14 protein-coding genes are annotated in these 17,174 nt (G+C 40.7%); 7 read left to right on the top strand and 7 right to left on the bottom strand.

Features of this window, described 5'->3' with window-relative positions; all coding sequences use genetic code 11:
* Complete coding sequence (locus ACLCDV_RS16560) at positions 1-408, bottom strand: hypothetical protein (RefSeq protein ID WP_075993279.1); 408 nt, start codon at positions 406-408, stop codon at positions 1-3.
* Positions 409-646: 238 nt separating this feature from the next.
* Between ACLCDV_RS16560 and dinB the strand changes: the two genes are divergently transcribed.
* From dinB to ACLCDV_RS16525, 7 genes are all read left to right on the top strand, one after another.
* On the top strand, positions 647-1,744 hold the full coding sequence (gene dinB, locus ACLCDV_RS16555; protein WP_317665683.1) for a DNA polymerase IV: 1,098 nt from the start codon (positions 647-649) through the stop codon (positions 1,742-1,744).
* Positions 1,745-1,889: 145 nt separating this feature from the next.
* Positions 1,890-4,016: a DPP IV N-terminal domain-containing protein gene (locus ACLCDV_RS16550; protein ID WP_411971691.1), complete on the top strand. Its 2,127-nt coding sequence runs from the start codon at positions 1,890-1,892 to the stop codon at positions 4,014-4,016.
* 152 nt (positions 4,017-4,168) lie between these two features.
* Positions 4,169-4,975, top strand: coding sequence for a beta-carotene 15,15'-monooxygenase (locus ACLCDV_RS16545; protein ID WP_153846361.1), 807 nt, complete (start codon positions 4,169-4,171; stop codon positions 4,973-4,975).
* A gap of 15 nt (positions 4,976-4,990) precedes the next feature.
* Positions 4,991-6,148: a 1-deoxy-D-xylulose-5-phosphate reductoisomerase gene (locus tag ACLCDV_RS16540; protein ID WP_317665689.1), complete on the top strand. Its 1,158-nt coding sequence runs from the start codon at positions 4,991-4,993 to the stop codon at positions 6,146-6,148.
* Between the two features lie 16 nt (positions 6,149-6,164).
* Entirely contained in the window at positions 6,165-7,490 is a 1,326-nt protein-coding gene (gene rseP, locus ACLCDV_RS16535; protein WP_317665691.1) for an RIP metalloprotease RseP, read from the top strand.
* Between the two features lie 270 nt (positions 7,491-7,760).
* A complete protein-coding gene (locus ACLCDV_RS16530; protein WP_046674525.1) occupies positions 7,761-7,964 on the top strand; it encodes a YwbE family protein in 204 nt (67 codons plus the stop codon).
* 251 nt (positions 7,965-8,215) lie between these two features.
* Positions 8,216-8,593 carry a response regulator gene (locus tag ACLCDV_RS16525; RefSeq protein ID WP_088162127.1) on the top strand — a complete coding sequence of 126 codons (378 nt, stop codon included), beginning with the start codon at positions 8,216-8,218 and terminating at the stop codon, positions 8,591-8,593.
* Between the two features lie 29 nt (positions 8,594-8,622).
* Here ACLCDV_RS16525 and ACLCDV_RS16520 read toward each other — a convergent pair whose 3' ends face one another.
* The 6 genes from ACLCDV_RS16520 to clpX form a co-directional block, all read right to left on the bottom strand.
* Positions 8,623-8,835: a DUF6965 family protein gene (locus ACLCDV_RS16520; RefSeq protein WP_120332699.1), complete on the bottom strand. Its 213-nt coding sequence runs from the start codon at positions 8,833-8,835 to the stop codon at positions 8,623-8,625.
* Between the two features lie 25 nt (positions 8,836-8,860).
* Positions 8,861-10,327, bottom strand: a complete 1,467-nt coding sequence (locus ACLCDV_RS16515; RefSeq protein WP_411971690.1) for an efflux transporter outer membrane subunit — start codon at positions 10,325-10,327, stop codon at positions 8,861-8,863.
* The gene (locus tag ACLCDV_RS16510) at positions 10,327-13,479 is read right to left on the bottom strand and encodes an efflux RND transporter permease subunit (RefSeq protein ID WP_411971689.1); all 3,153 of its coding nucleotides are present in this window, start codon (positions 13,477-13,479) and stop codon (positions 10,327-10,329) included. Before ACLCDV_RS16510 ends, ACLCDV_RS16515 begins: the two co-directional genes overlap by 1 nt.
* A 77-nt stretch (positions 13,480-13,556) precedes the next feature.
* Entirely contained in the window at positions 13,557-14,720 is a 1,164-nt protein-coding gene (locus ACLCDV_RS16505; RefSeq protein ID WP_411971688.1) for an efflux RND transporter periplasmic adaptor subunit, read from the bottom strand.
* Positions 14,721-14,964: 244 nt separating this feature from the next.
* Complete coding sequence (locus tag ACLCDV_RS16500) at positions 14,965-15,798, bottom strand: AMP nucleosidase (protein WP_070565520.1); 834 nt, start codon at positions 15,796-15,798, stop codon at positions 14,965-14,967.
* A gap of 124 nt (positions 15,799-15,922) precedes the next feature.
* The gene (gene clpX, locus ACLCDV_RS16495) at positions 15,923-17,173 is read right to left on the bottom strand and encodes an ATP-dependent Clp protease ATP-binding subunit ClpX (RefSeq protein WP_317665705.1); all 1,251 of its coding nucleotides are present in this window, start codon (positions 17,171-17,173) and stop codon (positions 15,923-15,925) included.
* Position 17,174: the final 1 nt, after the last annotated feature.

The raw sequence follows: 17,174 nt of genomic DNA, 5'->3' as shown, positions 1-17,174 counted from the left end.
CTATTTCATATTGACAATTTTGTCAACGATATAAACCGTGTTTCCACGCCAGGGAAGCACACCATGGTATTCTTTGTAGCGCAGATCGAAGTATTTTCCACTATTGAGCTCCAATTGACGGAATATAGAATCATCTTCAATGGAAAATTCAAATTGATTGCTGGCGATACCACCCGTTTTGATACTTCCAAATCCCTCCTGAATGAGCTTGCCTTCGTAGGTCTTGAAAATATTGCCCTTTTTTACAGCATAATTAAGATAGCCAGATTTTACACCTTCACCGAATACATAGTAATATTTCCAGTAAACGTAGGAACCGGCCCCCACAAGGAGGAAAAGGATCAGCAGGAGTAAGAACTTCTTAAATCCGGATTTTTTCGGTTTTTGTTCGGGTAAATTTTCCATCATGTGTGCTAATTAAAACCATTTAATGCAGTGCCTGGGACTATGCGCCGGAACGATGATTTTTCTGTCCAACGGATAGGTTCACCTAAAGATAAATAATTAACAGCATAATGACGAATGCATTATACCTAGATTAACGCTTGGCGAGCCTAGTGATTGTCGTTTTTTGCTGTGTTGCTAATTCTATTAGTTATTTTTTGGTTTTCTTAGTCTATAATGCTAATTTTTGTAAATTTGGATTATGGATTCCGAACAGGTACATCGCAAGATTATTCATTTGGATATGGATGCATTTTATGCCTCTGTAGATCAGCGTGATTTTCCCGAATATCGGGGAAAAGCGATTGCAGTAGGTGGTTCCCCGGATGGGAGGGGAGTAGTTGCAACGGCCAGTTACGAAGCGCGAAAGTTTGGCGTCAAATCTGCTATGAGCTCCCGAAAGGCTCTTCAGTTGTGCCCCCATATTATCTTTACCTATCCTCGCTTTGATGTTTATCGTCAGGTTTCCTACCAAATTCGGGAGATTTTTCTCCGTTATACGGATTTAATCGAGCCGCTTTCCCTGGATGAAGCTTTTTTGGATGTGACCATAGACAAACAGGGTATTGGTTCGGCTATTGATATCGCCAAAGCCATTAAAGAGGCTATCAAAGAAGAGTTGAATCTGACCGTCTCTGCTGGTGTTTCCGTCAATAAATTTGTTGCAAAGATTGCCTCAGATATGGACAAGCCCAACGGCTTAACATTTATAGGTCCTTCGAAAATTGTCAAGTTCATGGAATCATTGCCCGTGGATAAATTTTTTGGCGTAGGAAAAGTAACCGCGAAAAAAATGCACGAACTGGGGCTTTTTACCGGGCTCGATTTAAAAAAACAACGCGAGGAGGATTTGGTGCGCTGGTTTGGAAAGACTGGGCACTTTTTTTACCGTATCGTACGCGGGATCGACGACCGTCCTGTTGTTCCCAATCGCAGCAGTAAATCGGTTGGGATTGAGGATACGTTTGGCGAGGATGTAGAAGCATTTGAAGAATTAAATACCATTTTGCAACGGCTCTGCAAACAGTTGTGGACACGCATCGGGAAAAAGGAAATCTCTGGAAGAACCTTAACCATAAAAATTAAATATGCCGATTTTGTTCAGTTGACACGGAGTATAACCTTAGAAAATAGTTTTGATTCGGAAGACAAAATTTACGCCACTGCCCATAGTTTGTTGAGTAAGGTTGAGCTGGTGAACAAAGTGAGGTTGTTGGGTGTTTCGATATCAAATTTTGTGGAAGAAGCTGATTTTCCAAAGGAAGGTATTCAGCTAAAACTTTTCGAACATCGTCCTTAGCAAGGAATCATCCGGTTTAATCAAGTCTTTGCTAAGCCATTATGGTACGCGCAATCTGAATTAAGCTTGTTACAGGCAAAATCGTCGTTATTTGCCACAATTCTTTATCTTAGCCAAAATAATTAATAAACATATCCAAAAATTAATGAATACGGTATCAAGAGTACTCTTAGGTGCGTCTATCGTTTTTTTAGTGCATGAGGTTGGTTTTGCACAAAAGAAATTGGATTTTGCACAGTCCTGGGGGCAAAAGCCATCGTTGACAGTTCGTACGAATCAGTATCCTGGCTGGGCGGACGCGACAGCTTATCTGGAAAATGATGTAAATGATGGTCGTTTATATCAGGTTAACATTAAATCAGGTCACAGAAGCATTTATACAGTTCCTCCTAAAGAAGGGACGGTTGTCTATGTCGAAAACAATGATATCTTCCTGAAAAGTACAGATGGTGTAGCCAAGAAGTTGACCAACTCTCCTGATGTTGCGGAACAGAATCCGACCTTATCGCCGGATGGTAAATATGTTGCCTTTACCCGCAAAAGCAATTTGTATAGCGTGGACGTGACATCGGGAAAAGAAATGCAATATACAAATGATGGTACCGACGTGATTTACAACGGTTGGTCATCTTGGGTATATTACGAGGAAATTCTTGGGCGTCCAACAAAATACAAAGCCTTTTGGTGGTCTCCGGACAGCCGTAAAATCGCCTTCATGCGTTTCGATGATACCAAGGTTCCTATGTTTCCGATCTATTCGTCCAAAGGCCAGCATGGTTACCTGGAGGAGACAAGATACCCCAAAGCCGGTGATCCAAATCCGGAAGTGAAGGTGGGTATCGTTCATCTCGATGGGGGGAACGTTACCTGGGCTGATTTCAACGAAAAAGATGATCAGTATTTTGGGCAGCCTTACTGGGCCTTTGATAGCAAAAATGTGATGGTGCAGTGGATGAACAGGGATCAGACCAATTTGAAGTTTTATCAGGTGGATCCGAATTCTGGCTCGAAAAAAGAAATTTACGATGAGCGCCAGGCTTCATGGATCAATTTGGATCACGATGAGCGTATCACCTATCTTGCGGACAACAAGTATTATATCTTAAAATCGGATAAGACGGGCTGGGCGCATTATTACCTCTATAAATTGGATGGAACATTGGTCAATCCAATTACTTCCGGCGAATGGCAGGTAACCGAATTAAAACGGATTGATGAAAAAAATAAGGTGATCTATTTTACCGCACGTAAAGAGAACTCGGCACGTTTTGATTTGTACCGCGTGGATTATTCGGGTAAAAACTTAAAACGTCTGACTTTCGGTGAATACTCACACGATGTCAATGTATCGCCTGACGGCAAGTATTTCATTACCAAATACTCCAATGTGAGTACTCCTGATCGGTTTGCTTTGTTGGATAATCAGGGGAAGGTCGTCCGTCAGTTAGCAGATAGTAAAGCGGCTGATTTTGCTTCCTATACCTACGGTAAAACCGAATACTTACATCTTAAATCAGATGACGGTTTGTTCGATCTTCCATTGACAATTACTTACCCGACAGATTTCGATAAATCAAAAGTTTACCCTGTTGTTTTCAGTATCTATGGCGGTCCAGATGCTGGAACGGTAAAAGATACCTGGAAAGGAACGAATAATCAATATTGGGCTAATGAAGGAATCATTCAAGTCTCTGCAGATCACCGGGCATCTGGTCATTTTGGTAAACAAGGTGTTGCTTATATGCACCGCAATCTTGGCCACTGGGAGATTATTGATTATTCAACGATTGTTAAATGGTTAAAATCTCAACCTTGGGTAGCTAAAAACAAAGTGCTTATCACCGGGCATAGCTACGGCGGTTATATGACTTGTTTGGCGATGACGAAGGCTGCTGACGTATTTGATTTCGGTATTGCGGGTGCACCCGTAACCTCCTGGGATCTGTACGATAGTCATTATACTGAAAGATGGATGGATACGCCTCAAGACAATCCTGCAGGCTATAAAGCGGGTTCTGTGTTGACCTATGCAAATAACTATAAAGGCGTTTTGCGTATTATGCATGGCGATATGGATGATAATGTTCATTTACAGAATACAATCCAACTAGTCGATAAATTGACAGATCGAAGTGTTCCTTTTGAGTTGATGATCTATCCGGGAAGCCGTCATGGATTTGACCGTTCGAAAAGTAAATATGATTCTAATGAGCGTGCACGTTTCTACTACCAATACTTATTGGAGAAGCCGCTTCCCAAAGAATTTAAATAGGCATAGTTCGATATACCCTATAAAATCCCCTGTCCATTCGGATAGGGGATTTTTTTATGTTAAATATTATAAAAAAAATGATTTTTATGGGAGTGTAAATTGTTGAAAATTAAAAAATATGGCATCTTTGTAGAAGTTTATTCAAAGAAAAAATGATTCAATTCCTAAAGGAAAGTACTTTTGCCGTTAATGAGGTTTTTAATAAGTCATGGGAGCTGCTGAAAAGACATTATTTTTCAGTGGCAGGGCTTTGTTTTTTACTGTTCGTGACCTCCGGACTCTCCAATTATCTTGCGACTACCATCAGTGATTTCAATGTGGTGTTGAGTGGTTTCATGGCGTTTTTTTTCATGGTGATGTATTTCGGATTGAATATGACTTTATTTAAGTATATCTTAAGTCTGATTGATGGAAATCATGATAAGAAACTGATTCAATGTATTCCCAGCTCAAAGGAGCTTGCCTATTTTTTTGGTGCCATGTTAAGTATAATGGTGCTCTCCATAGCACTGCTGATGATTTTAGGAGCCGTTTCTTTACCATTCCTTTATCTATTTGAAAATGGTGACAATCGGATGGAGCTGATGAGTAACTTTACGATGTTTGTTGTTTTTGTCGCGGCAATATTGACTTTCATCTTGATTATTAGAGTGGCATTTTATCCATTTTTCATTATCGATAAACACGCGGGCACATTGAGGTCATTACGATTCAGTTTTGCACTGACAAAGGGCAATGTATTCAAACTATTATTGATTTTGGCTGTATTTGCTTTTTTCCAGTTATTACAGATGTATTTTAATTATTTAGAATATTACATAATTTTTATTATTTTGAACCTCGTGAGTTCTTTCTTGGTGGTACCTTTGGCTAGTATTGTTGTTTCGGTCGCTTACCGATCCATGATGGCGGATTACCATGGGGGAGAGGATCCAAAGATTTTAAATAATATATTTTAATTAATAGCAAAGGTTTTGAGTAAAAAAGGAATTGCCATTTTAGGGGCAACGGGAAGTATAGGTACACAAGCCTTGGATGTGATTCGAGCCTTTCCTACTAAATTTAAAGCAATCGTTCTGACCTGTGGTAGCAATGCCACATTGTTGGTTAAACAGGCCTTGGAGTTTAAGCCCAAAGCGGTTGTCGTAACAGATTCCCTTCAGTATAGTTATGTGCAGGATGCTTTAAAAGGACATGATATTGCTGTTCTTTTGGGGGAAGCTGGACTGGTTGAAGTGGTGCAGTACGAAGAAGTAGATGTTGTTTTGAATGCGATCGTTGGATCTGCGGGATTAAAACCTACTGTTAAAGCGATTCAATCGAAAAAAGATATTGCGCTGGCCAATAAGGAGACGCTGGTTGTCGCCGGTGAGCTGATTATGGCTTTGGTGAAAGAATATGGTGTACGCATGCTTCCTGTCGATTCGGAGCATTCGGCGATCTTCCAGTGTTTGGCTGGCGAGGAGCATAATCCAATCGAGAAAATATATATCACAGCTTCCGGCGGACCCTTTCGTGGTAAAAAGAGGGCAGATCTTCTCGCTGTGACCAAGGCTGAAGCCTTGAAACATCCCAATTGGTCGATGGGTGCCAAAATTACGATTGACTCAGCTTCCTTGATGAATAAAGGGCTAGAAGTGATTGAAGCAAAATGGCTCTTCAATCTGTCAATAGATCAGGTCGATGTGATTGTACATCCCCAGTCTATTGTACATTCGCTGGTTCAGTTTCAGGATGGATCCATGAAGGCCCAAATGGGGGTTCCTGATATGAAATTGCCGATCCAATATGCACTGACCTTTCCGGCACGTTTTGAAAACAGTTTTGAGCGATTTAATTTCATGGACTATCCAACGCTCAGTTTTGAAAAAGCAGACATGGAAACTTTTCGGAATTTGGCACTTGCTTATGAGAGCCTTCGTGCCGGCGGAAATAGAAGCTGTGTATTAAATGCAGCCAATGAAGTTGTTGTGGATGCCTTCCTGAAAGATCAAGTTGGTTTTTTGGAGATGAGTGATATTATTGAACAGACATTAGATAAAGTAGAATTCATTACGACACCGACGCTGGATGATTATCTGGAGACGGATCGTGTCGCAAGATTAATAACGAAGGAAATAATCAAAGATTAAATTTTAAAAAGCATACATGGGTGTTTTAATTATGGTCGGACAAGTGATTTTAGGCTTGTCAATTTTAATTGTTCTACATGAGTTAGGACATTTCTTAGCAGCGCGTGCATTTGGTATCAAGGTGGAAAAATTTTATCTGTTCTTTGATGCCTGGGGAGTGAAATTATTTAAATTCAATTATAAAGGATGTGAATATGGTATTGGCTGGTTGCCTTTAGGTGGTTATGTCAAGATTGCGGGTATGATCGATGAATCGATGGATACCGAGCAATTAAAGGGTGAGCCACAACCTTGGGAATTTAGATCAAAACCAGCTTGGCAACGTTTAATCGTTATGCTTGGGGGGATTATTGTCAATATTGTGGTCGGCGTTGTTGTTTTTTGGATGCTGACTTTTAAAATGGGCAATACAGATATCAAAATGGATCAGCTGGTAAACGGTATTGTTCCGGGATCCATTGGTGAATCCATCGGTTTGAAAGCTGGTGATAAAGTGATTTCAATAGACGGTCACCGTATCGAAAATTACTCGGAGTTGATCAGTTCTAAAGTATTGATGGGCGGAGTGGCGCTTACAGTTGAACGCAACGGTGCAACAACAGAAGTAAAAGTTCCGGCCGATTTATTGAATACGCTTTCAGATAAGAAAGGGGAAAAGTTTATCGAGCCACGTGTTAAAACAACAAGTGTTGCTGAAGTATCACCTGGGTCGGCAGCAAGTAAAATGGGTTTTGTGAAAGGCGATAGCATTATTGCAGTGAATGGGGTACAGGTTCCTTTCTTCGACGAGTTTAAAGCACAAATAAAAGCGAATATTAATAAAGCTGTAGCAATTAAAGTCGTACGCAAAGGTGATGAAGTTTCCTTGCAAGGCAATGTTCCTGCGGATGCCATGCTGGGAATAGGCATTAACCGTGATTATTCCATCAAATCTTTTACAACGCAATATAGCTTGATGGAGGCATTTCCAATCGGCGCTAAAAAAGCTTTCACCGTGATTACCGACAACGCCAAAGGATTTGGCAAGATTTTCAAAGGGGAGGTACGTGCCGATAAAGCATTATCTGGCCCAATTGGAATTGCTACCTTGTTCGGCACAGAAGTGGACTGGATCCGTTTTTGGTCCTTAGTAGGGATGTTGTCTATGGCATTGGCATTTATGAACCTATTGCCTATTCCAGCTTTGGATGGTGGTCACGTATTGTTCTTGTTGGTTGAAATGATACAAGGCAAACCATTGAGCGAAAAATTCCTGGAGAAAGCACAAATGGTCGGTTTCTTTATTTTATTGGCTTTAATGGTCTTTATATTCGGAAACGATATTTTTAAGCTATTTAAATAAATTCAATTGGTCAAACAGCCAATATGCTGATGGCCTACATCCCATAAAAAAAGGCTTAAAGCCAATCATGGTCGGAAGAAATTCCGACCATTTTTTATGGTAGGCAGGTATTGAATAAAATAGCCTGTAGTTCGGTTTATAACATTCATCTACGCTATTGGCTTTCATTTGCTTTCATTGTACCTGTTCCAAAATACGAGACGAAGGTTTTTCTAACAATAAATTGTTTATTTATATTGCATTTAAAAAACAATTTTTCTAAGTTTGACCATGGATGGAAGAAATAGAGCAGATGTAAAGCCAGGTATGTTGGTGAATATAATCTTAAAAAAGGACCAACGTACAGGAAATTTAACAGAAGGCATAGTGAAAGACTTGCTGACATCATCCTCATATCATTCGAGGGGAATTAAAGTCAGGTTGACGGATGGCCAAGTAGGAAGAGTGGCTGAAATTATTGAAGATGATTTTTAAGGTATAGGCTACCGATCTTTATTTCTCTTTACTTAATCTTTTCTAACGGTATTGACACGGAGAGATTTACTACCTATGATGTTCTTATTGTATAAATCAAACTAAAAGCTTGTTGGATTGTTAATAGTGAACATTTTGAAATAAAATTTGTATAATAACATAATTATTGCTAACTTTTTTCTGTATTTTTTATTTTATTACATATTTATATAATATTGTTTTTATAATTATTAAAATGATAGCTTTTTCAAATGGATACCAAAAATAAATGTACGGTTGTCTACGCAGATGATGCGCTGATTCATCATGTGTTGATGCGAGCTATGGCTCAATCTCATTTATTGGATTTGGTTTATTGTGCTTCCAATGGTAGGGATTTAATCGACTACCTCGATGAAAACGAGCACGAACTTCCTGAAATATGTATATTAGATCTGCATATGCCTGTATTAAACGGGATAGAAACGGCAAAAATCATACGGGAGCGGTTTCCCTCTATTCGAATATTTGGGCTGACATCAAGTAGTGATGAGAATGAACGGATGGAATTGCGGGACGCTGGGGCAGAAGAGATCTTTTCGAAAGAACAGATGCCACTATTAATGAAACAACTTGCTCCTAGCATATAGCTATAAATAAAGAAGAGGTCTAACAGATGTTAGGCCTCTTCTTTATTTTCTAAAGCATCCTTGAATTTAAGAAGTCTAATCCAGGATGGACATTTGCTTAGATCTTTTTTCCATAATCCAACATGGATAAAACTTGTGCTCAAGAAACGTTGTACGTCGAAGACCTGCATATCTTGCTGTATTTCTAACGATTCAGGCAAGTCTTTGGATTGAAAATATTGTTGTAATTCTTCTGGAGTCATACCACAAAAATAACGTTTTAAATCCTTATCTCCAACCTCCTCCGAGTGCCCGGTACAGATCCACAAATGCATCTAAATGCTGTTGCCTTAACTCGACTAGATCGAGGTCACTGTTTAGGGCATTGCTTTGCGCGGTAATCACCTCTAAATATGTGGCGTAACCACTTTTAAAGAGTAAACCCGCATTTTTAACGGCAAGATGTGCATTATCGACTCTTTCTTTGGCCAAAGACAATTGCTCCCGTTGCTTGTCGACCGTCACCACTGCATTAGAGACTTCGGCTACGGCTTCGACGACCTTTTGTTGCAATTGGATTTCGGCTTTATCACGTTCCAATTTAGCGACCTCATACTGTGTTTTCAAGGTTTTGTTTTTGAAAATAGGTGTGGTCAAATTCCCGGTTATTCCACCGAGCAATGCCCCTGGTATATTGAACCAATTTTTGGGGAGCATACTATTTACCCCCAATACGCCGCCTACGGTCAATGAAGGGTAACGCATGGCCTGTTGGATATTGGCATTTGCATTGGCTGCCATCAATTGAAATTCAGATGATCGGATATCTGGTCTATTGCGCACAATTTCGATTGGGGAACCTAAGGAGATGTCTTTGCTTTCAGCGAAGAGATGCTCGTAAGAAGTGCCTCTTTTGATGCTATCGGGTAATTTTCCGGTCAGTGTCTGTAGCGCATTTTCCTGGATGACAATTTCCTTTTCGATTTCGGGAACGAGGGAGGCCGCCAATAGACGCTGTGATTGTGTTTGTTGGATCGCCAAGGCGGTGATCTCACCCGCTTCATATTGAAGCTTGATCATGCGCAGCGTACTGTCGTTTAATTGGACGTTACGTTTGGCAACCTCAATCTTGGCATCGAGCATCAAAAGATTGAAGTAACCTTTTGCGACAGCAGTTATGATAGAGGTCTGTATCGCATTTTTTGCCTCCTGTGTATCCAAATATTCGGCTAAAAGTTGTTCTTGTTTACTTCCTATTTTCTTCCAGATATCTATTTCCCAGCTAAAATTAATATCGGAACCAAACATAGATTGATAGACAAACATATTTTGCGGTGCCTTTTCACCGTTATGATCGTAATATTTGGTCAGCGGACCACTGCCGAAGTCTTTCGATCGCCAGGTGCGGTTTCCATTGGCAATTGTCGCATTGACACTGGGTAGATAATTGGCTTTGTTCTGCGCTAAAACCCGATTTGAAATCTGCAGGTTGAGTAGTGCAGTTTTCATCTCAAAATTATTGGCCAAGGCAGAATCAATCAGTAGTTTCAAGGTAGGATCGTGAAAGAAGGATTTCCAATGGATCAGTCCCATACTGGAGGTGTCTCCGAAATAATCCAACGTATCGCCACGAAAGTTTTCGGGAAGTTTGAATTTGGGCTGCACATAATCTTTGCCAATCTTACAGGCATTCATCAAGCCTAAGAGACCAATGATGATCGATATTCCCGAAAGGTATTTCTTTATGTTTTTCATTATTCTTCCTCTTCTTTAGCTAGTTTATCATGTAATTTTTCATCCAGGCTTTTGAATACGACAAAGAGTACAGGGATGATAAAGATGCCGAAGGCTACACCAAAGAGCATGCCGCCGGCAGCGCTGAAACTGATCGAATGGTTACCGATCGCCGACGGGCCAACCGTCCACATCAAGGGCACCAGGCCAGCAACAAAGGCTAAACTGGTCATCAAGATTGGCCGTAATCTCAGTTTGGAGCCGCTAATGGCTGCTTCGACGATACTTTTTCCGTTTTTACGCTCCTGGACGGCGAATTCGACGATCAGAATTGCGTTTTTGGCCAATAAGCCAATGAGCATAATAAGCCCCACCTGCACGTAGATGTTGTTTTGAAGTCCCACAAGGTTGATCACGGAAAATACGCCGATCAGTCCTACTGGTATAGATAATAGCACGGCCCAAGGAAGAATGTAGCTTTCATATTGAGCGGAAAGCAAAAAGTAGACGAATAGGATACTAAGCGCAAAAATCAAGATGGTCTGTGAGCCGGATTGACTTTCTTCATAACTCATGCCCGTCCATTCAAAACCGTAATTCCCCGGAAGTTTGTTGTCGGCCAATTTTTGGATAGCCTGCATGGCATCATCCGTACTATAGCCTTCCGCGGGTGTAATATTTACTGCAATTGCATTGTATAGATTGTAACGCGTAATGGTTTCTGGACCCACCGTCTTTTCTAAGGTCAATATGGTGTTAATAGGCACCATTTCGCCTTTACTGTTGCGCACAAAAATTGAATTGAAGGATTCGGGATCTTTGCGGAAGTCGAAATCTGATTGGACATAAACCCGGTATTGGCGACCAAACCGATTAAAATCGCTCGCCTGTACACGTGCAAAATAAGATCGGATTGTGGACATGAGATCTTTGATCTCAACTCCCAGAGATTTTGCCTTTACGGCATCGATATTTACCTCGTACTGAGGGAAGTTTGATTTAAAACTTGTGTAAGCACTTCGTATTTCCGGTAAGGTATTGAGTTGGTTAATAAATGTATCTGCAATGGTGTTAAAGTCCCGAATGTCACCACCCATTCGATCCTGAAGAACCATTTCAATTCCGGCAAAGTCGCCAAAACCCTGTACGGTAGGGCGGGGGAATACTGTAAACGTTGCTTCATTAATCTGGGATAGATCATTTCTGATGGTATCCATAAACGCATTGATATTTTTGATGTGCTCGCGTTTGGCATGTGGTTTTAAGGTAATGTAACCGGCGGCAAATGCCGGGCTTGAACTTCCGTCCAGGGCATTAAAACCAGAAACAGTTGTCATTCCATTGATGTCCTGTCTTTTCTTTAAAATACTATCGGCACGATGAAGAACCTCAGTTGTTCGGCTCAATGAAGCGCCGGGAGGGAGGGCAATGTTGTATGTGATAAATCCATCATCTTCTGTCGGAATAAAACTTTTAGGTGTTTTAATCATAAACACAATGCCAAGTGCTGTAATTAAAATTAAGCCTGCCCAGGCTATTTTCTTATTCTTGATCAGTATTTCTACAATCGAGACATAACGGGCAGTCAGTCGATCAAAAGAGGTATTGAATGCTTTGAAGAAGCGATCTTTAAATTGATTGATTTTGCCGTTTTTTTGATTGGTATGCTGTTGCGGGGCTTTCAGGAGTAGCGCACATAGGGCTGGACTTAAAGTCAAGGCATTGAGCGCTGAAATCAGAATCGCTGTTGCAAGGGTGTAAGCAAACTGGCGATAAAAGATACCTGCTGGCCCTTCCATAAATCCTACAGGCAAAAATACAGCAGCCATGACCATGGTTATGGACAGGATAGCACCCGTAATTTCGGACATCGTCGATAATGTAGCGGCTCTGGGTTTCATTCCTGTGCTGTGCATTTTTTCATGGATGGCCTCGACGACGACAATGGCGTCATCCACTACGATTCCAATAGCCAACACCAGGGCAAACATCGTCAGGACATTGAGCGAAAATCCAAAAAGCTGCAGAAAAAAGAAGGTTCCCACCAATGAAACGGGGATTGCAATTGCAGGGATCAAGGTGGATCTAAAATCTTGCAGGAAGATAAAGACAATAATAAATACCAGGATAAAGGCTTCAAAAAGGGTATGCTCAACCTGGTTGATCGATTCATCGATCTGGTCACGTACCGAGTAGGTCACCTCATAGTGTATGCCTTTTGGAAATGTTTTGGATTGTTCCTCGAGAACCTTTCTGACGGCAATATCAATATCATGTGCGTTGGAACCACTGGTTTGTGTTAAGTTGAGTGTAAGACCGGGATGTCCATTTACTTTATTGTCGCTGCTTAGATTGGTGGCACCGAATTCGACGCGTGCCACATCTTTTAAATAGAGCACTGAACCGTCGCTGTTGGTTTTGATCACAATACTCTGGAATTCCTCCGGTGTGGTGAAACGCCCTTTATGACTGATCACTGTTTCGAAAGCTTCATCTGAGGTTTCTCCAAATTTACCGGGGGCAATCTCAAAGTTTTGATCTTTTATAGCGTTGGTGACATCTTGCGGGACGAGGTTATACAGGGCTAGTTTTTCGGGGTTCAACCAAAGTCGCATCGCATAATCCCGTGCTCCCAAACGGGAAACCTGGGCTACACCATCGACACGCAGCAAAGGCCGCATCAGGTTAATCTGTGCATAAGCCTGGAGAAAGGTTTCGTCGTAGGCACTATCCTGGTGATCGGAGTAGAGATTGATGGTCATAATGACACCCGTTTGCCGCGGCATGACCGTGATTCCGGCCTCATTTACTTCTGCCGGAATGGAACTGATTGCTTTGGAAATCCGTGTCTGTACATTGACCGAGGCAATATCAGGATTTGTACCGGTCTTAAAATAGACCGACACACTTCCCGATCCTGAATTGGAGGCCGACGACTTGATATAGGTCATATCCTCTACACCATTGATGGCTTCTTCGATAGGTAGTAAAACACTTTTTGCTACAGTTTCGGCATTTGCTCCCGGGTAACTTAGAGAAACAAGCACACTTGGTGGTGCAATTTCCGGAAAGCGCGAAACAGGCAGAAGTTTTAGCCCCACTAAGCCCAAGATTACCAGGATAATGGAAACCACCGTGGCTAATACAGGCCTATTTATAAATGTTTTTAGCATATATATGGAATTTTAAACACGCTACATGAAGTGTACAGTATGCCCGACACCTTGTAGCATGTAAAAATGATTGATAATTATTTCTGTAAAATCGGGGTTACTGGTGAACCGTCTGTCAATTTGTCAAATCCACTGGTAATAACGCGATCGTTTTCCTGTAGTCCTGAGTAGACGATATAATTGTTTTTACTTTTGCCTGTCAGTTGGATATTTCGTTTCTGTGCTTTGTTGTTTTGGTCCAGTATATACACGAAGGATTTATCCTGCAATTCATTGACTGCAATCTGGGGGATTTGAAGAACGTCTTTTTTAACCTCTGCAATTTTAAGCGTGCCACTACTTCCGGACCGAAGTATATTGTCGTGATTTTGAAATGTCGCACGCAAGGAGATCGCACCTGTAGTACGGTTGATCTGGCCATTGACGGCATCCACTATACCTTTTTTTGCGTATTCTTCACCATCTGCAAGGACGAGCGTCACTTCGGGAAATACAAGCTTCTGATTCTGGTTGTATTTTTTTCCTTCTAGGCTATCTTTTTTTGCCTGTGCTTTGGAAAAATAAAGAAAGTCAGATTCATTCATGGAAAAATAAACATACACTTCCTGGATGTCTGAAAGATAGGTGAGAGGTTCTTTGTCACCTTTTGAGACCAGATTCCCAATGCGTTTTGGAATCCGGCCGATATAACCGCTTACCGGAGCGGTGATCACTGTAAAATCCTTGCTGATCTGAGCCGAACGTACGGCAGCGATGGCTTGATCCAGTGTTGCCTTGGCTACTTGGTAATCTGATTTGGCCGATGCCAGTCTGACATCGGAGATAACGTCGTTTTGAACCAGTGGTTTCAGTCGGTCGACTTCGAGCTGTGCATTTTTAAGTTTGGCTCTGGCGACCTGCTCTGTAGCAACCATGTTATTGAGGTTTTCCTGATAAGTTGATGGGTCTACTTTGAACAGCTTCTGACCTTTTTGTACAAAAGAACCTTCATCAACATAAATTTCCTGCAGCAGACCTTCGACCTGCGGGCGAACTTCGACATTGACCTTACCTTCAATAGTCCCTAAATAATCCTTGATGGTGATCGCATCTGATTTAGTGACGGTATAAACGGGTAAGGCTACGGCTTTTTCATTGGTTTTATTTTCTTTTGAAGAACTTGAAGAACAACTTACCTGCGTGGCTAAGGCTGAACAAATTAATACGGATACTTTGAAAATAGATAATGTTTTTTTCTTCACAATGTTTGATTAATTTTTACGATATATATGTAGTGTAATATGATTATTACAATATAAACGTCAAATAGTTTAATTATTGTGAAGATTAACATTTGTTAACATCTCAAATCTTAATTAACAACTGTTCAATTATTAATCAATAATAATGTTTAATAGTTTTAGGGTTTGGTAGTTATGGTTTTATGGAGAGTAGTACATCATATTTTCCAGCCAAAGGAAAATATGATGTTGCCTGCCTTGTACCTTAGAATTTAAGGTGCTTCACGGTTAATCCGTTATTGATAAGCTGTTTTAAGGCATCGATGCCTATACTGATATGTGCTTCGACATATTTTGCTGTAACTGTTACATCACTGACAGAAGTTTTGACACCTTCTGGTACCATCGGTTGATCCGAAACGAGCAGTAAAGCACCTGTTGGAATTTTATTGGCAAATCCGACGCTGAATATCGTTGCGGTTTCCATATCAACGCACATGGCACGGATTGATTTTAAATATTTTTTGAAAGCTTTGTCATGTTCCCAAACCCGTCTATTGGTGGTGTATACCGTTCCAGTCCAGTAATCACGTTGGTGATCCCGAATTGTAGTGGATATGGCCTTTTGCATGGCGAAGGCTGGTAATGAGGGTACTTCAGGTGGAAAGTAGTCATTCGATGTTCCCTCGCCGCGGATAGCGGCAATTGGAAGAATCAATTCACCTACAGGAATTTTTTTCTTGATACCCCCGGTCTTACCCAAGAATAGAACGGCTTTTGGAGCAATCGCTGACAATAGATCCATAATGGTTGCGGCCATTGGACTTCCCATACCGAAGTTGATAATGGTGATACCTCCGGCAGTGACGGATTGCATCGGTTTGTCTTCGCCATAAATAGGCGCATTATCATGCATTTCAGAAAACAGGTGGATATATTTTGAAAAGTTCGTTAAAAGGATATACTCCCCAAACTCTTCCAAAGGTCTTCCCGTATAACGAGGAAGCCAGTTGTTCACGATTTCTTCTTTGGTTTTTAAACCTGGTGTGATCGGACTATTTACGGTATTCTTTGCACTTTTCTTTGTTGTCATAGTCATTAAATTTAATTTCTTGAATCTCTTATCTTCCTGTCAACATTCCGTTATGGCTATGTTATTATTGTAATATAAGATTTTTAATTCTTTTCTAAAAAAAAATCCCGTTCAGCGAACGGGATTTTTTTTAAGCGACTTTAAGCTTTTTTAAATCGGACTTTTCGAATTTTGTCTTCGCATAGTCCAAGGTAATTTCTAATGCTTTCTGTCCCGTTTGCTCTTTTGTTGACGGAATCTCAAACATGGCGTCCAGCATAATGGCTTCGCAGATACTGCGGAGGCCACGGGCTCCAAGTTTAAATTCGTCAGCTTTATCAACAATAAACGTATATACGTCAGGATCAAATTTTAGTTCGATACCTTCGTATTCAAACAACTTCTTATATTGTTTTACCAATGCATTTTTGGGTTCAGTCAAAATGCTCAGTAAAGTTTCCTTATCCAATGGATTTAAGTAAGTCAATACAGGAAGACGGCCAATTAACTCTGGAATTAAACCAAAGTTCTTCAAGTCTTGAGGTGTAATATACTTGTATAGATTGTTCAAGTCAATTTCCTCTTCGTCTTCGTTCATTTTATAACCTACTGTTTGCGTGCGCAGACGGTTTGCAATTTTCTTTTGAATACCGTCGAATGCACCACCACAGATAAATAGAATATTACTAGTATTGACTGCGATCATTTTTTGATCCGGGTGTTTACGGCCGCCTTGCGGTGGAACGTTTACAACTGTACCTTCCAGAATCTTCAATAAAGCTTGCTGCACACCTTCACCCGATACATCTCTTGTAATAGACGGATTGTCGCTTTTACGAGCGATTTTATCAATCTCATCGATATAGATAATACCGCGTTCTGCAGAAGCTACATCATAATCTGCTGCTTGCAATAAACGTGTTAATATACTTTCTACATCTTCCCCTACATACCCTGCTTCTGTCAATACAGTTGCATCCACAATACAGAAGGGGACGTTGAGTATCTTGGCAACAGTTTTTGCAAGCAGGGTTTTACCTGTACCTGTTTCACCAACGATAATCAAATTGGATTTTTCGATTTCAATCTCGTCTTTATCCACTTTCTGATTTAAACGTTTATAGTGATTATAAACTGCTACTGAAATTACTTTTTTCGCATCATCCTGACCGATTACATATTGATCCAGGTGAGTTTTAATCTCCAAAGGACGGATCAACTTTAAAGCAGTCTGTAAAGTTTTACTTTTTCGTTGTTTTAATTCTTCGGCCAAGATTTCGCCTGCCTGCTGGATACATCTGTCACAGATGTGTGCTCCGTTGCCTGCAATAAGCATCTGGGCCTCATTTTTGCTTATGCCACAAAACGAACAGTGAATGTCTCTATCGTTATTCTTTGCCATT

It is taken from the genome of Sphingobacterium sp. Lzh-3 (assembly GCF_046764375.1).
Classification (GTDB): Bacteria; Bacteroidota; Bacteroidia; order Sphingobacteriales; family Sphingobacteriaceae; genus Sphingobacterium.
This window is presented reverse-complemented; position numbering and strand designations above follow the sequence as displayed.